Source organism: Paenibacillus lautus NBRC 15380, assembly GCF_004000945.1.
GTDB classification, from domain to species: Bacteria; Bacillota; Bacilli; order Paenibacillales; family Paenibacillaceae; genus Paenibacillus_AQ; species Paenibacillus_AQ lautus.
Genome location: NZ_BIMF01000001.1, coordinates 452,695 through 470,337 on the forward strand (window position 1 = coordinate 452,695; position 17,643 = coordinate 470,337).

General features: G+C 48.6%; 15 protein-coding genes and 1 riboswitch. Of the genes, 5 read left to right on the forward strand and 10 right to left on the reverse strand.

Annotated elements, in window-relative coordinates:
• Positions 1-291: 291 nt before the first annotated feature.
• The 4 genes from PLA01S_RS01950 to PLA01S_RS01965 form a co-directional block, all read right to left on the reverse strand.
• Positions 292-1,536 carry a DUF4073 domain-containing protein gene (locus tag PLA01S_RS01950; RefSeq protein WP_127589807.1) on the reverse strand — a complete coding sequence of 415 codons (1,245 nt, stop codon included), beginning with the start codon at positions 1,534-1,536 and terminating at the stop codon, positions 292-294.
• 198 nt (positions 1,537-1,734) lie between these two features.
• Complete coding sequence (locus tag PLA01S_RS01955; RefSeq protein WP_246059273.1) at positions 1,735-2,052, reverse strand: hypothetical protein; 318 nt, start codon at positions 2,050-2,052, stop codon at positions 1,735-1,737.
• A 14-nt stretch (positions 2,053-2,066) separates the two neighbouring features.
• The gene (locus tag PLA01S_RS01960) at positions 2,067-2,414 is read right to left on the reverse strand and encodes a hypothetical protein (RefSeq protein ID WP_174819175.1); all 348 of its coding nucleotides are present in this window, start codon (positions 2,412-2,414) and stop codon (positions 2,067-2,069) included.
• 59 nt (positions 2,415-2,473) lie between these two features.
• Positions 2,474-3,166, reverse strand: a complete 693-nt coding sequence (locus tag PLA01S_RS01965; RefSeq protein ID WP_127589809.1) for a WXG100 family type VII secretion target — start codon at positions 3,164-3,166, stop codon at positions 2,474-2,476.
• Positions 3,167-3,659: 493 nt separating this feature from the next.
• Between PLA01S_RS01965 and PLA01S_RS01970 the strand changes: the two genes are divergently transcribed.
• From PLA01S_RS01970 to PLA01S_RS01985, 4 genes are all read left to right on the forward strand, one after another.
• Positions 3,660-4,262 carry a TetR/AcrR family transcriptional regulator gene (locus PLA01S_RS01970; protein WP_127589810.1) on the forward strand — a complete coding sequence of 201 codons (603 nt, stop codon included), beginning with the start codon at positions 3,660-3,662 and terminating at the stop codon, positions 4,260-4,262.
• Positions 4,263-4,266: 4 nt separating this feature from the next.
• Positions 4,267-5,415 (forward strand): FAD-dependent oxidoreductase, encoded by a 1,149-nt coding sequence (locus PLA01S_RS01975; RefSeq protein WP_164817257.1) that lies wholly within the window; start codon positions 4,267-4,269, stop codon positions 5,413-5,415.
• A gap of 183 nt (positions 5,416-5,598) precedes the next feature.
• Positions 5,599-6,171: a PadR family transcriptional regulator gene (locus PLA01S_RS01980; protein ID WP_127589812.1), complete on the forward strand. Its 573-nt coding sequence runs from the start codon at positions 5,599-5,601 to the stop codon at positions 6,169-6,171.
• Complete coding sequence (locus tag PLA01S_RS01985) at positions 6,155-7,135, forward strand: BtrH N-terminal domain-containing protein (RefSeq protein WP_127589813.1); 981 nt, start codon at positions 6,155-6,157, stop codon at positions 7,133-7,135. Before PLA01S_RS01980 ends, PLA01S_RS01985 begins: the two co-directional genes overlap by 17 nt.
• 261 nt (positions 7,136-7,396) lie before the next feature.
• On the opposite strand, the gene PLA01S_RS01990 is transcribed toward PLA01S_RS01985, so the two are convergent.
• From PLA01S_RS01990 to tenA, 6 genes are all read right to left on the reverse strand, one after another.
• Entirely contained in the window at positions 7,397-9,409 is a 2,013-nt protein-coding gene (locus PLA01S_RS01990; protein ID WP_127589814.1) for a fructose-specific PTS transporter subunit EIIC, read from the reverse strand.
• 246 nt (positions 9,410-9,655) lie between these two features.
• Positions 9,656-11,608 carry a BglG family transcription antiterminator gene (locus PLA01S_RS01995; protein ID WP_127589815.1) on the reverse strand — a complete coding sequence of 651 codons (1,953 nt, stop codon included), beginning with the start codon at positions 11,606-11,608 and terminating at the stop codon, positions 9,656-9,658.
• Positions 11,609-11,860: 252 nt separating this feature from the next.
• Complete coding sequence (thiE, locus tag PLA01S_RS02000) at positions 11,861-12,535, reverse strand: thiamine phosphate synthase (RefSeq protein ID WP_127589816.1); 675 nt, start codon at positions 12,533-12,535, stop codon at positions 11,861-11,863.
• Entirely contained in the window at positions 12,532-13,548 is a 1,017-nt protein-coding gene (gene thiD / locus PLA01S_RS02005) for a bifunctional hydroxymethylpyrimidine kinase/phosphomethylpyrimidine kinase (protein ID WP_127589817.1), read from the reverse strand. The genes thiE and thiD overlap by 4 nt, the downstream gene beginning before the upstream one ends.
• Positions 13,545-14,387, reverse strand: coding sequence for a hydroxyethylthiazole kinase (gene thiM, locus PLA01S_RS02010; protein ID WP_127589818.1), 843 nt, complete (start codon positions 14,385-14,387; stop codon positions 13,545-13,547). The genes thiD and thiM overlap by 4 nt, the downstream gene beginning before the upstream one ends.
• A gap of 55 nt (positions 14,388-14,442) precedes the next feature.
• Positions 14,443-15,129: a thiaminase II gene (tenA, locus tag PLA01S_RS02015; RefSeq protein ID WP_127589819.1), complete on the reverse strand. Its 687-nt coding sequence runs from the start codon at positions 15,127-15,129 to the stop codon at positions 14,443-14,445.
• Between the two features lie 141 nt (positions 15,130-15,270).
• A riboswitch (TPP riboswitch) is annotated at positions 15,271-15,374 on the reverse strand.
• Positions 15,375-15,636: 262 nt separating this feature from the next.
• Between tenA and PLA01S_RS02020 the strand changes: the two genes are divergently transcribed.
• Entirely contained in the window at positions 15,637-16,137 is a 501-nt protein-coding gene (locus tag PLA01S_RS02020) for a VOC family protein (protein WP_164817258.1), read from the forward strand.
• Positions 16,138-17,643: the final 1,506 nt, after the last annotated feature.

Genomic DNA, 17,643 nt, shown 5'->3' on the forward strand with positions numbered 1-17,643 from the left:
AATTTCTTATCTGAAGCATCCTTATCCCCCTTGGCTCGAATTATGAAGACACAGCAACACGAAACAGTTCAGGGCAGCGTATTGAGCATGATGCAGTCCCACCTCAATTGTAAAGCGCTTACAATATTTATTACAGATTATACCTTATGGGCTTGTTGTTAGGTAGGTTTTATAGGCGCATGTCTATCCATAATATATTGCTGGGCAAACCCTCGAGCAGAGTTAAAACGTAATTTGTGTATGCAAAAAAACAGAGCGTTAATTGAATCAACGCTCTGTTCTATTCAGACATTACTTTTTAAAAGTCACCTTCTTAGATAATCCATCTTCCAGGTTCATCTCACCTTTATGGCGAACGAATACATTTTGGTTTCCTTCAAATTTCGGAGGGTTCTTCGGATCATAGTCAACCCAGCGACTATTCCCATTCCCATTCACAGAATATTCCATATATTGAGTAGCACCAATGAGCTCATTTTTCTTATCATCTGCTTCAACATGAGGTGGTAATTGAGCAACAGTACCCTGATGCACACCCAGCTCTTTAATGACTTTATCTGTTTTATAATCATACGCTTTTATTACAACATCATTTCCGTTCACTTCAACCTCAAGTCCCTGTTTAAAATCATTGCCCGTCGACACTTCACCACCATTAGGCCCTGCCGATGCCCAGCCCGCCTGAATCCCAGCGGTGTTCACAACAGTAAAACCACGTTGATCTCCACCTTCTACTACCTTTTTACCTGCCCAATCCGGAAGATTCAGATCCCAGTGACTGTGGCTTGTAAAAAGAATGACTTGCGGGTAATCCTTTAAGATAGCTTCTAATTTAGCCTGGTCTAAGTAATCCCCTGTATACGGCGATTGATTGGAGCCCGAAATACTGTCCTTGAGGATATGGTGACTAAAGAGGAAGATGGGTTTATTTGGATCATTCTTTGAATATTCCTCAAGATTCTGCTTTAACCAATCAAGCTGCTCATCGCTAAGATAAACCTCATCCCACAAAGACTCATCATGGTAGTGCATATATTTTTCGGTTCCTAAGAAAAGGAACGGATAACCATCTAGCTCTTTTTTGTGGTACACTTTCTCTTCGCCAGTAAAGTTATAAAAGTTTTGGAGCATTTCGGATTCTGGCGTATGATTTGGCCACGTGTTTTGCGCTAATGTGTTCGGTGTTGCCCATTTCGGTTTATAAAACTCATGATTTCCTATGCTGTACCATACATTTTCTGGATGAGGATTATGATCTAACACCTGTTGTACGGCTTGATATTCAAAATCCCACCCTCGGTCTGTAATATCACCATTTACGATTAATGCTTTTGAAGTTGGGTTTACCTGTTTCATATCATTAAGCACATGCTTAAAGTCATTGTAATCCCCTTGAATGTCACTAATGACATCAAAAGTAAGACCTGGATTTTTTGAAAATTGATGTTCATCCAGTTTTGCTTGAGCTGATCCTGAAAAAGCACCTATATTGAAAATAATAGATGTTGCCATAATACCTGTTAGTAACTTCTTCACAATTATTCCTCCTAGTTATCATCATTTTCAGAATATTATCCGCAAAACGAAAGTTTCTATATTATAGTAAACCGGAAATATTAAGGTAATATTCTCCTAGAGTAAATAATGCACAAAAATATGTAAATAAACCAAAGCTACAACAATATTTAGAGAAAATAAAAACACATTCGAATGTGAATGTGTTTGCGCATCGTACTAACCTATAAAAACAACGATTCCATCCCGATGAGTAAATGCATGGGGAACCTCAGACTCAATTAATTCAATTCTCTCAAATATCTTCCTTTGCTTGTTCTCAGTCAGGTTATTCTTCGCCCAATCTTTTATTTTTGATAATTCATCTATAATAAGTGGAAAATCTTCTTCAACTAAGTCTATTCCAACAGGAAATACCTTCGTCCATTTAAGTCCTAATTCCTCGATTGCGGGCTCCCAACATTCTTGAAAAAAAGACTCTGTAGCTATAGGAATAAAAAACTTCTCTTCGAACTCATCCTTTGCGTCTAGAATCATAACACTAATCGACATCACTTTTTCCCTCCAAACAATACATCAAACGTGTAATCTGGAAACTCTTTTTTTAATTGTCTTAAGCTGTTCTCTGCAGCTTGTCTTAATTCAGGAGTATCACCATCAAGTCTAAAGATGAAAGTCCGAATATCTTTTATTTGATCCAGTGTTGGTATGTTTGGATCCCCATTTTTAGTAGCTCTGGTGGCTGTAGCTTCTGCAATATTTTCAATTCTTTTTCTTGTTTTACCCAATATTTGTTTATCCGTAAATTGCTGAGGTGTTTGTGCAGGTAATCCCGTTTTTGGATTAATAATATCCAATCCCTTAGCTGCTTTATCTTCATAGAAAATACCATTATCCAAGTCTATCTCATCTAATTCACCAATTGGTTTTCCAGTATGATCAACAATTTCAACTTCTTTTATTGTCTTAGCTTTTGGGCTACCAATTGTCTGATCCTTCCCCCCATCTCATTCATTCGCTCTTGCTCGGCCTGTATCCTTTCACCGAATTTCTCGCGGGTGTCGCCAACGTCAAATGCCATTTTGGCACCCCATATGGTCGTATTCAAGACCTCCTCGGCAGTCCCTATTGTAACATCGTAAGCCATCTGTTTACCGGTTCCGATCGGGTCTTCAACCAAGGCGTTTGCCTTATCTTCAACCGCACCCAACATCTCGGCGGCCCCCGATTTCGCACCTTTCCCGAAGTCCTTGGCTTCATCACCCAGATCTTTGAGTTGGTCACCAAACGACTTTACTTCAATGGCCTTACCATAGTGGACATTGCTCGTCCCTGCAGAGTTTAAAATCTGTGGAGCCGCACACCTGGGGTCTAACTGGCCCTGCTCATTGTCCACCTGCATGAATTTGTATGCGATTCTCTTCAATTCCTGACTGGTCACCTGCATATGCTCGATCGTCAATTTCATGTCGCGATAGGCCTGCTCGAACTCATAATAAAATCTCGAACACGTCGTACCATCCCAACACGACGCCAGCATCTGAATCTGTTGATTTAGCGTGTTTTTGTTCGCTTCCAGCTGATTAGAGGCCCTGTTGAATTGATCCGACACTGCCAACAGCATCTCAGGAGGCACAAGTATCTTGGACATAGATCAACCTCTTCGTCATTTTGTTAGATAGTCATTCTACTCCATTTCAAATAATTGGAAAAGGTTCCAAGGTCCTCTTTATCTGGAGTAACGACTCAGTCGAAAATTCCCTAGCGATGCATCGATCTGCAAAAGCATGTAAAAAAAACCGGTTCAGCTACACTCCAAAGTCATTCGATGTTCATAACACTGTAGGCTTCTCAAATATATCTTTACACTTCCCCAATAACAGGATCTACGAACTTATTCTTTATAAATGCACTTCGCAAGAAAGTCTTCCAGGATCGTTTTACAGGTATACTCGCTTTAGGCTGCACTTCATTTTCTCATTTTTCCATTTTCCTAACCCACTCCAACTCTGTCACCTGGGGCTTAGGTTGTTGACACTGCAGGGTCATACAGGTACATTTATGACTAAAAGTCATATAATGACTAATGGTCATATTTTTAGTTCGCGTTAATAAACTAAATTTAGCCAAAAAGAGGTCTCTACATGTTAAGAAAACAAAGAAAAAATGAATTGAAAGAGCTGATTTTCTCCACTTCCCTGCAATTGTTCAAAGAAAAAGGCTATGAACGGGTGACTGTCGACGAGATTACACAAGCTTGCGGGATTGCCAAAGGAACGTTTTATAATTATTTTCCGAGAAAAGATACAATCTTGCTTCATTTAGGAAGCTACCAGATGGAAGTTGTTCATCAAGCGATCAGTCATACGTCGAATTTGCCCGGAAATAAGGAACGATTACTAACTATATTTAGAGAGCTGTTCGGTTATCTTGAAGAAAATCGTGATTTGGTAAAGGTCGTTTACTTTGAGCTCTTCCATTCGCCTATGCTCATGGAGCAGGAAGGGAAGCAAGTCAAAGATTTTCAAGCTGCACTGATACCTATTATGAAGGAAGGCATTGCCAAAAAAGAACTAAAAGGACATATGAATCCGGAAAGCTTATCGTCCCTTGTGATTTCAATTTATTTTCAAACCGTTATGAATTGGCTCTCATTCCCCGATCAGGTTCAGAATCCGGTTTCGATGTTCTTGGATCAATTCGAAATGGTTTGGGAGGGGATTGGAGTCAACAAGAAGGGAGAATAATGAAGTGGCAAAAATCACGATTATAGGCGGAGGAATCGGCGGGTTATGCACGGCCTATGCATTACAGCAGAGAGGATATAATGTCACGCTGTGCGAAGGCGCAGGCACGTATCAATCACTTGGTGCAGGTCTTGGGATCGGTGCTAACGCGCTAAAAGCTTTAGAAAAAATAGGACTTAAGCAACAAGTGATGGAACACAGCAAAGTGCTGCGCAAAATGATTATTATGTCCGATCAAGGAAAGCCCATTACCGAAACGGATTCTCTTATGGTCAGTGAACGCTTCGGTACGGATAATGTCACGATACATAGAGCAGATCTTCTGCTTGCCCTAAGGAATGCGTTAAAGCCCGGAACGATCGTCTTAAATAAGCGATGCGTAGATTTTGTGCAGGAACAAAACGGTGTGACACTTTCGTTCGAAGATGGAGAGACCATTTCCTCGGATGCCGTAGTGGCTGCGGATGGAATCAACTCCATTTTCCGCAGAAAGTTAGTGCCGGGTTCCACACCAAGGTATGCCGGCTATACGTGCTGGCGAGCTGTGATTCCTGTTAACGATATCGTGATCGATGATCTTGTGGCCACGGAGACATGGGGGCCATCTGGACGATTTGGCATTGTTCCACTTGCTGGCGGTAAAATCTATTGGTTTGCCTGTGTCAAAGCGAAGGCACGTGATTCGCGGATAGCGAAGTACAGCATTACAGATTTGCTCTCTATCTTTAATGACTTTCATAGGCCAATTCCACAAATCATCCAGGCTACAGATCAAGAGTCACTCATTCACAATGATATTTTGGATATTAAGCCGATTCAACACTATGCTTTCGGCCGAATTGCCCTGCTCGGCGATGCAGCACATGCTACCACCCCCAATCTGGGGCAGGGTGCCGGGCAAACGATGGAGGATGCCTATGTCTTGGCAAGATGCTTGGAAACAGCCGGTGATCTTGTCATGGCATTTAAAGAATATGAAAGAAAAAGATTAGGCCGAACAAAGAAAATTATAAAAATGTCGAACCAAATCGGTCGAATCGCCCAACTTGAGAACAAAGGGCTCATCCTGTTAAGGAATTTCGTTTTAAATAAAGTTCCTCCTACAGCGAACATGAAACGATTTGAATTTTTATATGATGTGGATTGGGATTAGATAACTTGCGAAAAGAGTCTGAGATACGAAGATGCTCGGCGCGAAAGCGATGGACCTGGACTCTTGTCCGATGGGCGGCTTTGATCCGGGCAAGCTTGATCAATGTCTGAATCCCGTGGTTGTTCTTTTATTTCACTAGTGTTATATTCCATATGTGAAATATTAAAGACAAGGGGGTCCTTCATGCACCCTATTTCAAATGTCGAATTCATGCTGATGCAAATGATCGCAGAATGTCGTCAAGCTTCGGGGTACGATATCAAGAAGTTAGTCGATCAACGAGGCTATCGGGAATGGGCGAATATCGGCACGACTTCAATCTACGTAGGGCTGAGGAAACTGAGCGATAAAGGATGGATTGCATCCGAGGAATCCGACGAAAAATCCGGCAAGGGACCCATGCCGACCCGGTTTGTCCTCACCGAAGCCGGTATGGTCAAGCTGAAAAATGAAATCCTTGACAGTCTTTCGTCAGCACGGGAGCGCGACAACCGCTTCGATCTCGGTTTGGCCGCTTTGCCTCTTATCGGGAAAGACATGGCCATAGCTGCATTGCGGAAACGGTTGGATTTTCTTCGGGAGGCTTCAGAAGGCATAAAGCAAAAATTCGAATCCCAGGGCGGTGTTCGATTGCCCCTGAACGTAAGGGCGCTGTTCTTGCATCCGATAAGCCTAATGGAGAGTGAGCAAGCGTTCGTTGCCAGTCTAATTAATGAATTGTCGAAGGAGACCAGGGAATATGACCACAATCATTGAAGGTTTCGTTCCTTACCAAGGCGAACATTGCGAAACGACCACCATGGGCAATTTGATGCAATTTGCAGGAGTCCAGCTATCGGAGCCGATGCTGTTCGGACTCGGACAAGGGCTCGGATTCATTTATTGGGACTCGAAGGGAATGGATTTTCCGTTCATCGGAGGAAGGGTGAAAGTCGATAAGTTGACGGCCAACCTCGCCGACAGGCTGGGGTTGACCGTCAGAGTCCAAGAAACGTCGTCCGTCGACAAAGCGTGGCGGAACGTACGGAGCTGCATCGAACGCGGAATTCCGGTTGGGCTGAAATTGGATTCCTATTACTTGGACTATTTCACGAACAAAGTACACTTTGCCGGTCACTATGCGGTCCTATACGGCGTGGATGACGAATACGCCTACATGGCAGATACCAGACAACAGGGCGGACTGGTGAAGACGCGTTTGACGAGCTTGGCCGCAGCCAGAAACGCAAAGGGTGCCATGAGTTCCCGAAATCGTTCTTTTACGCTCGAGCCAATCGACGCCTTACCGCCGCTCGTTCCAGCTTTACGCGAATCCTTGACCAAGAATGCGCATGACTATTTGAACCCGCCCATTCGCAATATCGGGAATAAAGGCATTGTAAAAATGAGCAAAGAGATCCTGAAGTGGCCTTCCCGCAGCAACAATTCCGAACATGATTTATGCCTGACCGCATTGCTGATGGAGCGTGCGGGAACCGGCGGTGCTCTGTTTCGGAATCTGTATCGGGATTACTTGAAAGAATGCGCCGATCGGTTGGAAGACCCGAGAATCGAACAAGCCTACCTTTTGTTTACGGAGATCGCTCCAATGTGGGCCAGTGTCTCTGCGGCGATCGACCGTGCCGGAAGATCAGGTAACCACCAGGAGCTACAGCAGGCGTCCAACCTCTTGCTCGAGATTGCAGATAAAGAACGCGCAGCCATGGAGTTATTGCTGTGAAAGTGATTGGCATACCGCCGGCTGACAAGCAAATCCATGGATTTTCGGAAGTAAGTCGAGAAACGGATAAAACCAGCCCCGCACGTTTCTGTGCGGAGCTGGTTTCAATGGAATGGTTCTATAAAACCCAAATATGATGAGATAATGGCAGGATTAACTCCAACAGATCAGCCATTATCCTTCTGCTAGTAAGCCAAGCTCCTTGGCTCCTTTTGCCCACCCAACCAATGGCTAGGTGAAGTCACTCCACTCAGTCTTGAATTAATGCACCTGATCCAGCAGTTGATATGCTTCTTCCTTCGTTGTCACCGCCAAGAGCGCTTCTCTGAAATCATCGTCCATCAGCTTGCGGGACAACATTTGCAGCACTTTCAAATGCGCATTCTGTTTACTATTACGCGGCACGGCAATCATAAAGATCAGTTTGGCTTCGCTGCCGTCCAGGCTCTTCCAGTCGACACCATTCTGCTGGATACCAAAGACCACGCTTGGTTTCAGGGCAGCATCCGATTTACCGTGAGGAATCGCGATATTCATGCCGATGCCTGTGGAGCTTTCTTGTTCCCGGGCTAATATGGCCTGTTTAAAATCTCCGTCAGCTCTTACCGCCCCATTCCGCTCCAATACACCGATCATTTCGTCGATAACAGCATCCTGTGTCGTACCGACCAGATTCAGGTTAATGAGATCCGGTGTTACAATATCCGTCAATTTCTCAACGCGGATAGCAGATGCTTCTGTTCCTGTACCGTTATTCATTACGGTTGGAGCCACTTCGGCTGAGTCCACAGCCAAGGTTGCATCTACGTCTTCTGCCGACGCCTCACCTGCTCCGGCAGGATCCTCTATCGCTCCTTCTCCAACAACTGCCGGAGTCTCAGCTGCAACATCTTTCTTGAGCAGGCTCACCATGATAACCGAAACGGCTACGCCGACCATGACAGCGAGGAAGAACATCAACACATGATCAACGGCACCCAGTACGGCTACAATCGGCCCGCCATGGGCCACACTGTCACCGACACTGCCCAACATTGCAATCACTGAACCAGCCATCGAACCGACCATGATACTCGGAATGACGCGTAGAGGATCTTGCGCCGCGAATGGAATCGCTCCTTCGGTGATACCGAACAGTCCCATCGTAAATGTTGCCTTTCCAGCTTCACGTTCCGCAGGTGTAAACTTCCTTTTGTTCATCATTGCCGCCAGTCCCATGGCAATCGGAGGAACACAGATGGCAACGGCAATTTGGCCCATAATCTCATAATTCCCTTCACCGATCATGGCCGAGCCGAACAGGAACGCAACCTTATTCACGGGACCACCCATGTCAAAAGAAATCATCGCGCCCAGAATAAGTGCCAACAGAATCGAACTTGTGCCCTGCATTCCCGCGAGCCAGACGGTTAACGCTTCAAACAGATCCGCAACCGGAGCACCAATCACAAAGACAAAGATTAACCCTACAACCAGTGAAGCCAGCACCGGGATAACGATAATGGGCATAATCGGCTGCAACGACCGAGGAACCTTGATCCTTTTAATAGCAAGTGCAACATAACCCGCCAGAAAACCGGCAATAATCCCCCCGATGAATCCAGCTCCCGCTTCACTTCCATAAAAGCTGCCGTTCGCAGCAATGAACCCGCCGACCATACCTGGTGCAAGACCCGGCCTGTCGGCAATACTCATTGCGATAAATCCGGCAAGGATCGGAACCATGAAGGTAAACGCAGCCGCGCCGATACTCTCAATCGTTTTCCAGATCGAACCTTCCGGTATAACCAGACCACCCGGCGTTTTCACGCCGCCCATCGTCAGTGCGATTGCGATGAGCAGTCCACCGATCACGATAAACGGTACCATATAGGATACACCGTTCATCAAGTGACGGTAGATCGGATTTTGTTTAGGTTTGTTCTCCCCTGTCATATCTTCAGCTGCCTTGGACTGTGCCTGATAGACGGGCACATCCCCCTTTATCATCCGTTGGATCAGCTCTTCTGGACGACGGATACCATCCTGCACACCAACAACAAGCAGTTTTTTACCGACAAACCGGTCCTTCACCACCGTCTTATCCGCTGCGATAATAATGCCATCGGCTTCACGGATATCCTGCTCCGTGAATTGATTCTCCACGCCAATGGAGCCTTGGGTCTCGATCTTTAACTCAACGCCCAGCTTCGCGCCTGCCTTCTGCAGATTCTCAGCAGCCATATAAGTATGTGCAATTCCGTTAGGACATGAAGTAATCGCTAATATTTTCATGATCGTCATTCTCCTTTGCTGTCATGTTCCCGCTTACATTTATAGTGTACACGCTGAAAACGCTGTTATCGGATGAACTTTTTACCGGAACTTCCGGAAAAACAGGTTTATTTCGCAATAAAATATCCCCACAAAGTGGGCCTATGCTACGATGCTTATTCCAAATACTTTGCGGGGACCCCAAAAAAAATGTAAAAAGCAGGACGTATACGTCCTGCTTCATCATCACAGTTTCTACTACTAATTTTACCCTTTTAACGTATTCAGTAATCGCATCACGTCCGTCTCCTTAGACAACGCACGGACCAATGCCGGCTGCTCACTGATCCGTGACAATTCCCTGAACAGCTGCCTCATCTCTTCCCGCTCATCGTGCTTAACCGCAAGCAAGAACACAAGCTCTACTTTCTCGATTCCCCAGGGAATCGGCTGCTTCAAAGTAACAATAACGATGCAGGACTGTTTAACCCGCTCCGAGCTGCCATGAGGGATGGCAATGCCAGCCCCAATCGTCGTAGCAGACATCTTCTCACGATCCAGCACACTTTCCGTATACCCTGCCTCGACATACCCTTTGTCCTCCAGCATTTGCGCAAACTTGGCGATTAACTGTTCTGGGGGCCTTACCTCCTGCTGAGGAAAGACGAGAAAAGGTGTCGTATATTTCAAAAAGACCGATTCCTCAGCCGTCCTGCTGTCCGGCTCATCGAGCCCCCGGATCGCTTGCTCCAGCTTCCGCTCGTCACTGGCCTCGAGCAGAGGGGAAACGAGGATATAAGGTAATTTTAGTTCGGGCAGATCAACAGTTGTAATGACAAGATCCACCTCATGAGCTGCCAGATAATCCTCAACTTCCGCTTTGGACATCGTTGTCTCTACATGTACGGACGGGAATCTCCGTTCCACCTTCGCGAGAAGCAATTGGGACATCCCAACGCCCATGTGACACACAATAATGACCTTTTGAGGATGGCTTTCATTCTGGTGAAGCCGCTCCACAGACGCCTGAAAGTGCAGCGTCAAATATGCGACCTCCTCTTCGGGAAAGTGCAGATGGAGCGCTCCCCCTACCTCTTCCAATGCCATGATGACCCGATCGAACATATACGGATACATCTTTTTGATCTCAGCCAGCATCGGATTGGACACAGCCAGACCATAATGAAGACGGTGCATGGTCGTGTACAAATGCACTTTCAACCCGTTCAATAATACCTGGTCCTTGGAGAAAGGGATCATATTCAGCTCCGACATCCGCCGAATCAGTTGCTCAACCAACTGGGGCAGCAGGGGGTGGCTGTCTGCCAGATCGCTCCGCCGGGCGCCTTCATCCTCCTGCGTGTATCGGAACTTCCCGCCAAGCAGGTGCAGGGTTAGATAAGCGGTTTCTGCCTTGGAAAAAGGTACAGCGAACAGCTTTTGCAGCTGCTTCAAAAAGCCCATCGCCCATGCAAATTCCGCTTTATTCTCCAAAAAGGCCATGTCCTGCTCGGAGAGCGAAATCGGCTGTCCCAGCTTGGTCCGTTTGACCATGAGCAGAATATGCAGCATCAGGCTTTCAAAGGTTTCATCGGTAAAGCGGAGCTGATGCTGCTTTTGCAACGCCTTCAACTCATTGGATACGGTTGCAATCTCGTGCGGTTCAAACTGGTTACGCATCATCTGTCCCGTCAACTCCGGGCGGTTGATCAATTGGTTCAACCGCGCCAGCGCCATCCGTTTGTTCTTCTCCGAGCCCTCAATCATGAAGCCTACACGCTGCTTCATCATTAAACTCAGATCAAAGCTGCGCAGCCAGCCCTCAATCTTTTCCATATCCCGACGAATAATCGCCTTGTTCACGTAAAACGGTGAAGCCAAGTTCTGCAGGGTTACGGGCTTCGCGCTCATCAAGAGCCGGTAGGCCAGGTGCAGCACCCTTTCCTCATCGGATTCATCCTCGGTGGTATTCTGGTTGGAATACAAGCGGTGCAATAAATCAGCCTGATCCGCTTCTCCGATCTCCAGATAGACGCCGAGTCCCGGCCTTTTCACCAGATGACCACTGGAATGCTTAACTATATATTCTTCAATCACCTTTAGATCGTTTCGGATCGTCTTCTCCGAGCACTCGGTCTGATCCGCCAGATCCTGAACGAGCCACAGCCGGTTCGGTTCCATTAACAAATTGCGAAAAATCTCTTTTTGCCTATTATTCACATTCCGATCTCCTATTCAACTTATTTGGAGAGCTCACTAATCGTGGAGCAGGTACATTGTCCTACGTATATCATATCCGGGTCTCAATGGCAATCTGATCTGGGATGATACACGGGAATGGATCAATAGAATGGCTTGTTGACAGAAAAGCTGAGCATATACAGTAATTTAAAATCTAACGCAAACAAAAAAAGAATGCCGAAGAAAATTCGACACTCTTGTTCAGGATCCTTATCATGATCCTCTTACATTTTAAAAAATTCCTTCGGTTACACGGTGTATCTTTCCTATAAAAGTCTCCACAGCCTCCCGCGCCGACTCCGCTCCCGTAACGGCGGAGATCACCGCGACGCCATCCGCACCCGCTCCAATCACTTCCTCCACGTGCTCCACGGTAATCCCGCCGATCCCTACGATCGGCAGATCGATTCCAGCTTCGCGCAGTTCACGGAGAATCGCTGGGCCTTGCGCAGCCTTGGCATCCTCCTTCGAGCGGGTCGGATAGATCGGTCCGATGCCAAGATAATCGGCACCGTGGAGGATGGCACGCCTCGCTTCCTCCACGGTATGGGCGGAGACACCCAGAATCCGGTTGCCGATCCGCTCCCGTACGGAAGCCGCGCATTCGTCGTCCTGGCCGATATGCACGCCATCGGCGTTCAGCTTCAGTGCCAGCTCCACATCGTCATTGACGATGAAGGGTACGCCCGCTTGGCGGCACTGATCCTGGATCCGGCGAGCCAGTTGGATCATCGGCTCGCCAACAAGCGCGCCATGTCCCTTCTCGCGGAACTGGACCATGGTCGCGCCCCCAGCCAGTGCCTCCTGTACGACCCGGCTTGGCTCGACGATGCAGTTCAGGCTACCAAGTACGAGGTACATTCGTAGATGCTGCCTCATCATTTCGGGTGTCACTCTCCCCGTCATCGCAGCACCTCCTGACGGCTGCGACGAAACGCCCAATGATTCGTGGGGCCGTGTCCTTGCCCCAGGTTTAAGCCGTCCTCAATGGCGGCCTGGATGAATAAGCGCCCGCTCTGAATCGCATCGAATGCACTCAAGCCTTTGGCCAGGCCTGCAGTGATGGCGGCAGAGAAAGTGCAGCCGGTACCATGCGTATGAACAGTATGAATTCGTTTGCCATGTAATTCCGTGAAAGCCGTACCATCGTATACAAGGTCCATGACCGGAGGACTGCCGGGATTTCCGAAATTGTCGTTATTTTTGAAAATGGGGGAGCGTCCCTCACTAAACTCCCCGTTATGGCTGGCAGCTCTCGTTTGGCCAGACGTTAATTCGGACTTAGGCAACTCTTCCTGCTGCGTATCCGCCGTTATATCTGGTCCCCTGTCTCTTTGGTGATCCGCATCTTCACGGCCGACAAGCATCCCCTCATCATGGCCGCCCTTGATCACAACGATCTTGGGCCCCAGATCATGAATACGCCTCGCCGCTTCCTTTCGATCCTCTACCGTGCGGATACGCATTCCAGCTAATATTTCAGCTTCCGGTATATTGGGGGTGACGACCAGCGCCAGCGGCAGCAGCTCTTCTCTTAATGCCTGCACCGCTTCGCTTTGCAGCAGCTCCGCTCCGCCCTTGGCGATCATCACGGGATCGACAACAACCTTCTCCCAGCCGAATGCCCGAATCCGGTCAGCCACCAGGCGAATGATCTCCGCGTTGAACAGCATGCCCGTCTTCAATGCATCTACTCCAAGGTCCGAGCCTACCGCTTCCATCTGCTCGGCGGCTGCTTCGGGGGGCAGTGGATATACGCCGTGAACACCCAAGGTATTCTGCACCGTGATCGCCGTAATCGCCGACATACCGAATACGCCGAGCTCTTGGAAGGTTTTCAGATCGGCCTGAATGCCGGCGCCTCCGCCGCTATCGGACCCGGCAATCGTCAGTGCCCGGGGCACGCGAGTCTTGCTCATCGTGTGCCACCAGCAGCGGCCGCTTCTGCTTCCCGGACAACCGTATATCCTTCCAGCGAGTCTGAATGGAGCTTTGCCAGCTCATCCAGGAAAGCGATCTGGAAGCTCCCCGGTCCCTGATCTGCCGTGCGCTCTGCGGCTTTCCCCGCCGCGGCCCCGTAGAAGGCCAGTCCCGCCGTACCTGCAAGCAGCAGGTTTGCTTCCACAGCGGCAAAGGCACCCAGCACCGAGGTAAGCAGGCACCCTGCGCCGGTCACCTTCGTGAGCAGAGCATTCCCGCCGGTTATGATACGCACTTCGGTTCCATCGGTAATCACGTCCTCTTCACCGGTAATGGCCACGATCGTGCCTAATTCGCGTGCAGCCCGCACAGCAAGCTCGGCATGATTGCTGCCTGCGCTATTGCCTGCGTCTACGCCTTTGATCTCGCGGGCCTCCCCGACAAGATGAGCGACTTCAGCCGCATTTCCGCGCACGAGCGAAACCTTCACCTCGCTTAGGATCCGCAAGGCCGACTCCGTCCGAAAACGGGTCGCGCCCGCACCGACCGGATCCAGCAGGACAGGGACGCCATGCGCATTGGCCGATTGTCCCGCTATGATCATCGCATCCACCAGCTCGCGGTTCAGCGTGCCGATGTTCAATACGAGTGCGCCCGCGATGGCGGCCATATCCGCCACCTCCTCGGGCGCGTAAGCCATGACCGGCGACGCGCCCAGCGCGTACAAGCCGTTAGCCGTAAAATTCGTAACCACCACGTTCGTCATATTGTGAACGAGGGGGCTCGTCTGCTGTACCTTCGTTAAAAGCGCCGAAACTTCTTTTTCCCATGCATGCATATGAATCAGCCTCTCTTATCTATAATGGAATTTATGTGCTTGATACAGCTTCTCCTTACAGCACCGCAGCCTGCAGCTGCACCGGCCATTCCTCCTGCTTATATGCCATATCCCAGAACATATACTCCAGCTGGCAGCTCAGCATGAAATGCTCCTTCATCCGTTCCCGCTCGGCTGCCGTCGCACGCTCCGCCCACTCATCAACACGGTTGCAGAACTTGGCTGTCGCGTCTCCCCCACGGTTGCCATAGAAATAAATCCAGTCATAGAACGGATGGGATTCATCCGGCTTCACCTCATTCAGCAGCTTGCGGCCAATCTCCAGGTACGTCCACGGGCAAGGAAGGAGTACCGCCATAATCTCGCCCAGACTGCCCTCATGCGCCACCGTCAGCATATGACGGATATAATGATGCGCGGACGGAGCAAGGGGATACCCCTGAAGCTCTTCATAGGTCACCCCGGCGGCTGCGCAAAAATTCTGATGCGGGTGCACCTCGCTGTGCAGGATGAATGAAATCTGTTCGTTAAAGGTCGCGATCTCTTCTCGGCTGGCCGATTTGGATATGGCGATACCATAAATCCGCATGTAGGCATTCAAATACTCAAAATCCTGTTTTACATAGTGAATCAGCTGCTCTCGCTCCAGATTCCCCTCGGCAATGCCTTTTACGAAGGGATGATCGAAGATTGCTTGAAAAATGCCTCCCGCCTGCTGACGGAGCTCTTTCGTGAAACTCATTTTTGTCCCCACCTCCAACATATTGAAGAGCAGGAAGTCCGTAAGTCACGAGTTTCCAGGCAACGCTAAAAAGCCGCCCCCGAAAACTGGAGCGGCTTCGTCAACAAGCCCGAGTGCGCCAAAAAACGCACCGAGACCTCATATACGAAGGCTCCACTTTCCTACGCTAGTACGAACTAGATCAGGTTCAAAGGGTCCAAGATACGCTCTTGTCTCAGCCGCTAACGGCTCCCCTAGTGGACTTCCTATTCTTTTGTCTAATACTGTACATAGGTTTGTGGGTCGTGTCAAACGTGAACCGTTCGCGGACGGAACTCCACGCTTGAAACCTTTTCATGACCGGGTGATCATAATGTTCTACGGTGGCGGTGGTTATTTTGCTAAATAAAAAGCCGTATGCCCAAAACTGTTTTGGGAACACTGACGCTCGGTTGTCATATATGCCCCCGCATAATGAGTACATCAGAGCAGTTCAAATAAATGAAATTTAAGGGAGCGAGCGTATTTATGACGAACCCATCGAAAGCTGTTAAACCCATTCCGGATGGCTACACCTCCGTTACACCGTGGATCATCTCAAGAAACTCCGCAGCGCTGATCGAATTCCTGCAGCAGGCATTTCAAGCCGAAGAGTTAGCCCGCGTCTATGTTGGCGATGGTATCATCGGCCATGCCGAGGTGCGAATCGGGGATGCCGTCGTGATGATGTTTGACGCGAAGCCGGAATGGCCGGATAGCCCGGCATACCTCCGTTTATATGTTGAGGATTGCGATGCCGTCTACCAGCAAGCGCTGGCCGCAGGAGCCGTTTCGGTGACGGAGCCAACAAGCTTGTTCTTCGGTGATCGGGTGGGACGGGTACGGGACCCGTTCGGCAACTTATGGTGGATTCAGACGCGAATGGAGGACCTCACTCCTGAGGAAATGGAACGACGAGCCCAAGACCCGGAATACATCAAGGCGATGACCTATGTTGCCGGAGCGGACATTGTGATGAAGATTTCGTAAAAAGGTGGAAGCGAAGCAAAAGCGTCCTTACAGGGAGGGCACGGATGGGTACGGATGGATTCGGTGTCTAGTGGAATGCTTGGATGGCTGTTGACCAAAACGAGGTAGAACCGCATGACTTTAAGTAGCTATGGTTTAGAGGTTGAAACCGGGGGAACTCAGAGTAGATAGGTGAGGCTACTGCTCGTCTTGTTGCTAGTGCTGATTTGATCCTACTGCTGAATCTTGGTTCGACTGCTGATCTTGGTGCTACTGCTGGTCTTGGTTCGACTGCTGGCCTTGTTGCTACTGCTGGTCTTGTTACTACTTCTGGTCTTGGTGCTAGTGCTAATCTTGGTGCTACTGCTAATCTTGGTGCGACTGCAGATCTTGGTGCTACTGCTCGAGGGCATGCGGACTGAGGATACGTTATTTAGCGAATGGGTGTTATTTTCGTGAGCCTAACGGACACCAGATACGTTATTCATAGAATATGATCGCAAATAGGCACCTTATTGCGGTAATAAGGGATCCTGCGTCCGTCAGCTCTAACAATTGGGTGCGAATTAAGAAAATAAGGGAACTGGAGTCCGTTAACAGGTGGTCTTGTTGCTACTGCTGTCTTGGTGCTACTGCTGATCTTGTTGCTACTGCTGTCTTGTTGCTACTGCTGATCTTGGTGCGACTTCTGGTCTTGGTGCTACTCTCGAGGGCAAGCGGACTGAGGATACGTTATTTAGCTGAATGGGGGTTATATTCGATAGCTAACGGACACCAGATACGTTATTCATAGAAAATGATCGCAAATAGGCAGTTTATTGCGGTATAAGGGATCCTGAGTCCGTTAGATTTAAGAATTGGGTGCAAATTAAGAAAATAAGGGATCTGGGGTCCGTTAACAGGCGGTCTTGTTGCTACTGCTGAATCTTGTTGTTACTACTGATCTTGTTGCCTTGTTGCTACTACTGATCTTGGTGCTACTGCTGGTATTGATGCTACTGATGGTATTAATGCTACTTCTGATCTTGTTGCTACTTCTAATCTTGTTGCTACTGCTGATCTTGGTGCTACTGCTCGAGGGCAAGCGGACTGAGGATACGTTATTTAGCCGAATGGGTGTTATTTTCGAGAGCTAACGGACACCAGATACGTTATTCATAGAATATGATGGCAAATAGGCACCTTATTGCGGTAATAAGGGATCCTGCGTCCGTTAGATTTAAGAATTGGGTGCGAATTAAGAAAATAAGGGAACTGGAGTCCGTTAACAGGTCAGGGGTAGCGGCAAGAAGCAGGGGGAGTTGGTTGTGCTGTGCTGGCGTGCAGTGTGGCATGCAGCTACATACCGGTGGTACCGGCGACAGCGATGTTACGTGCAGCTATGCTGCTAACGCAGCGGTACCGGCGACACAGCGATGTTACGTGCAGCCATGCTGCCAACGTGGCGGTACCGGCGACAGCGATGCTACCGTGCAGCTATGCTTCCAACGTGGCGGTACTGGCGACAGCTATGCTACGGTGCAGCTA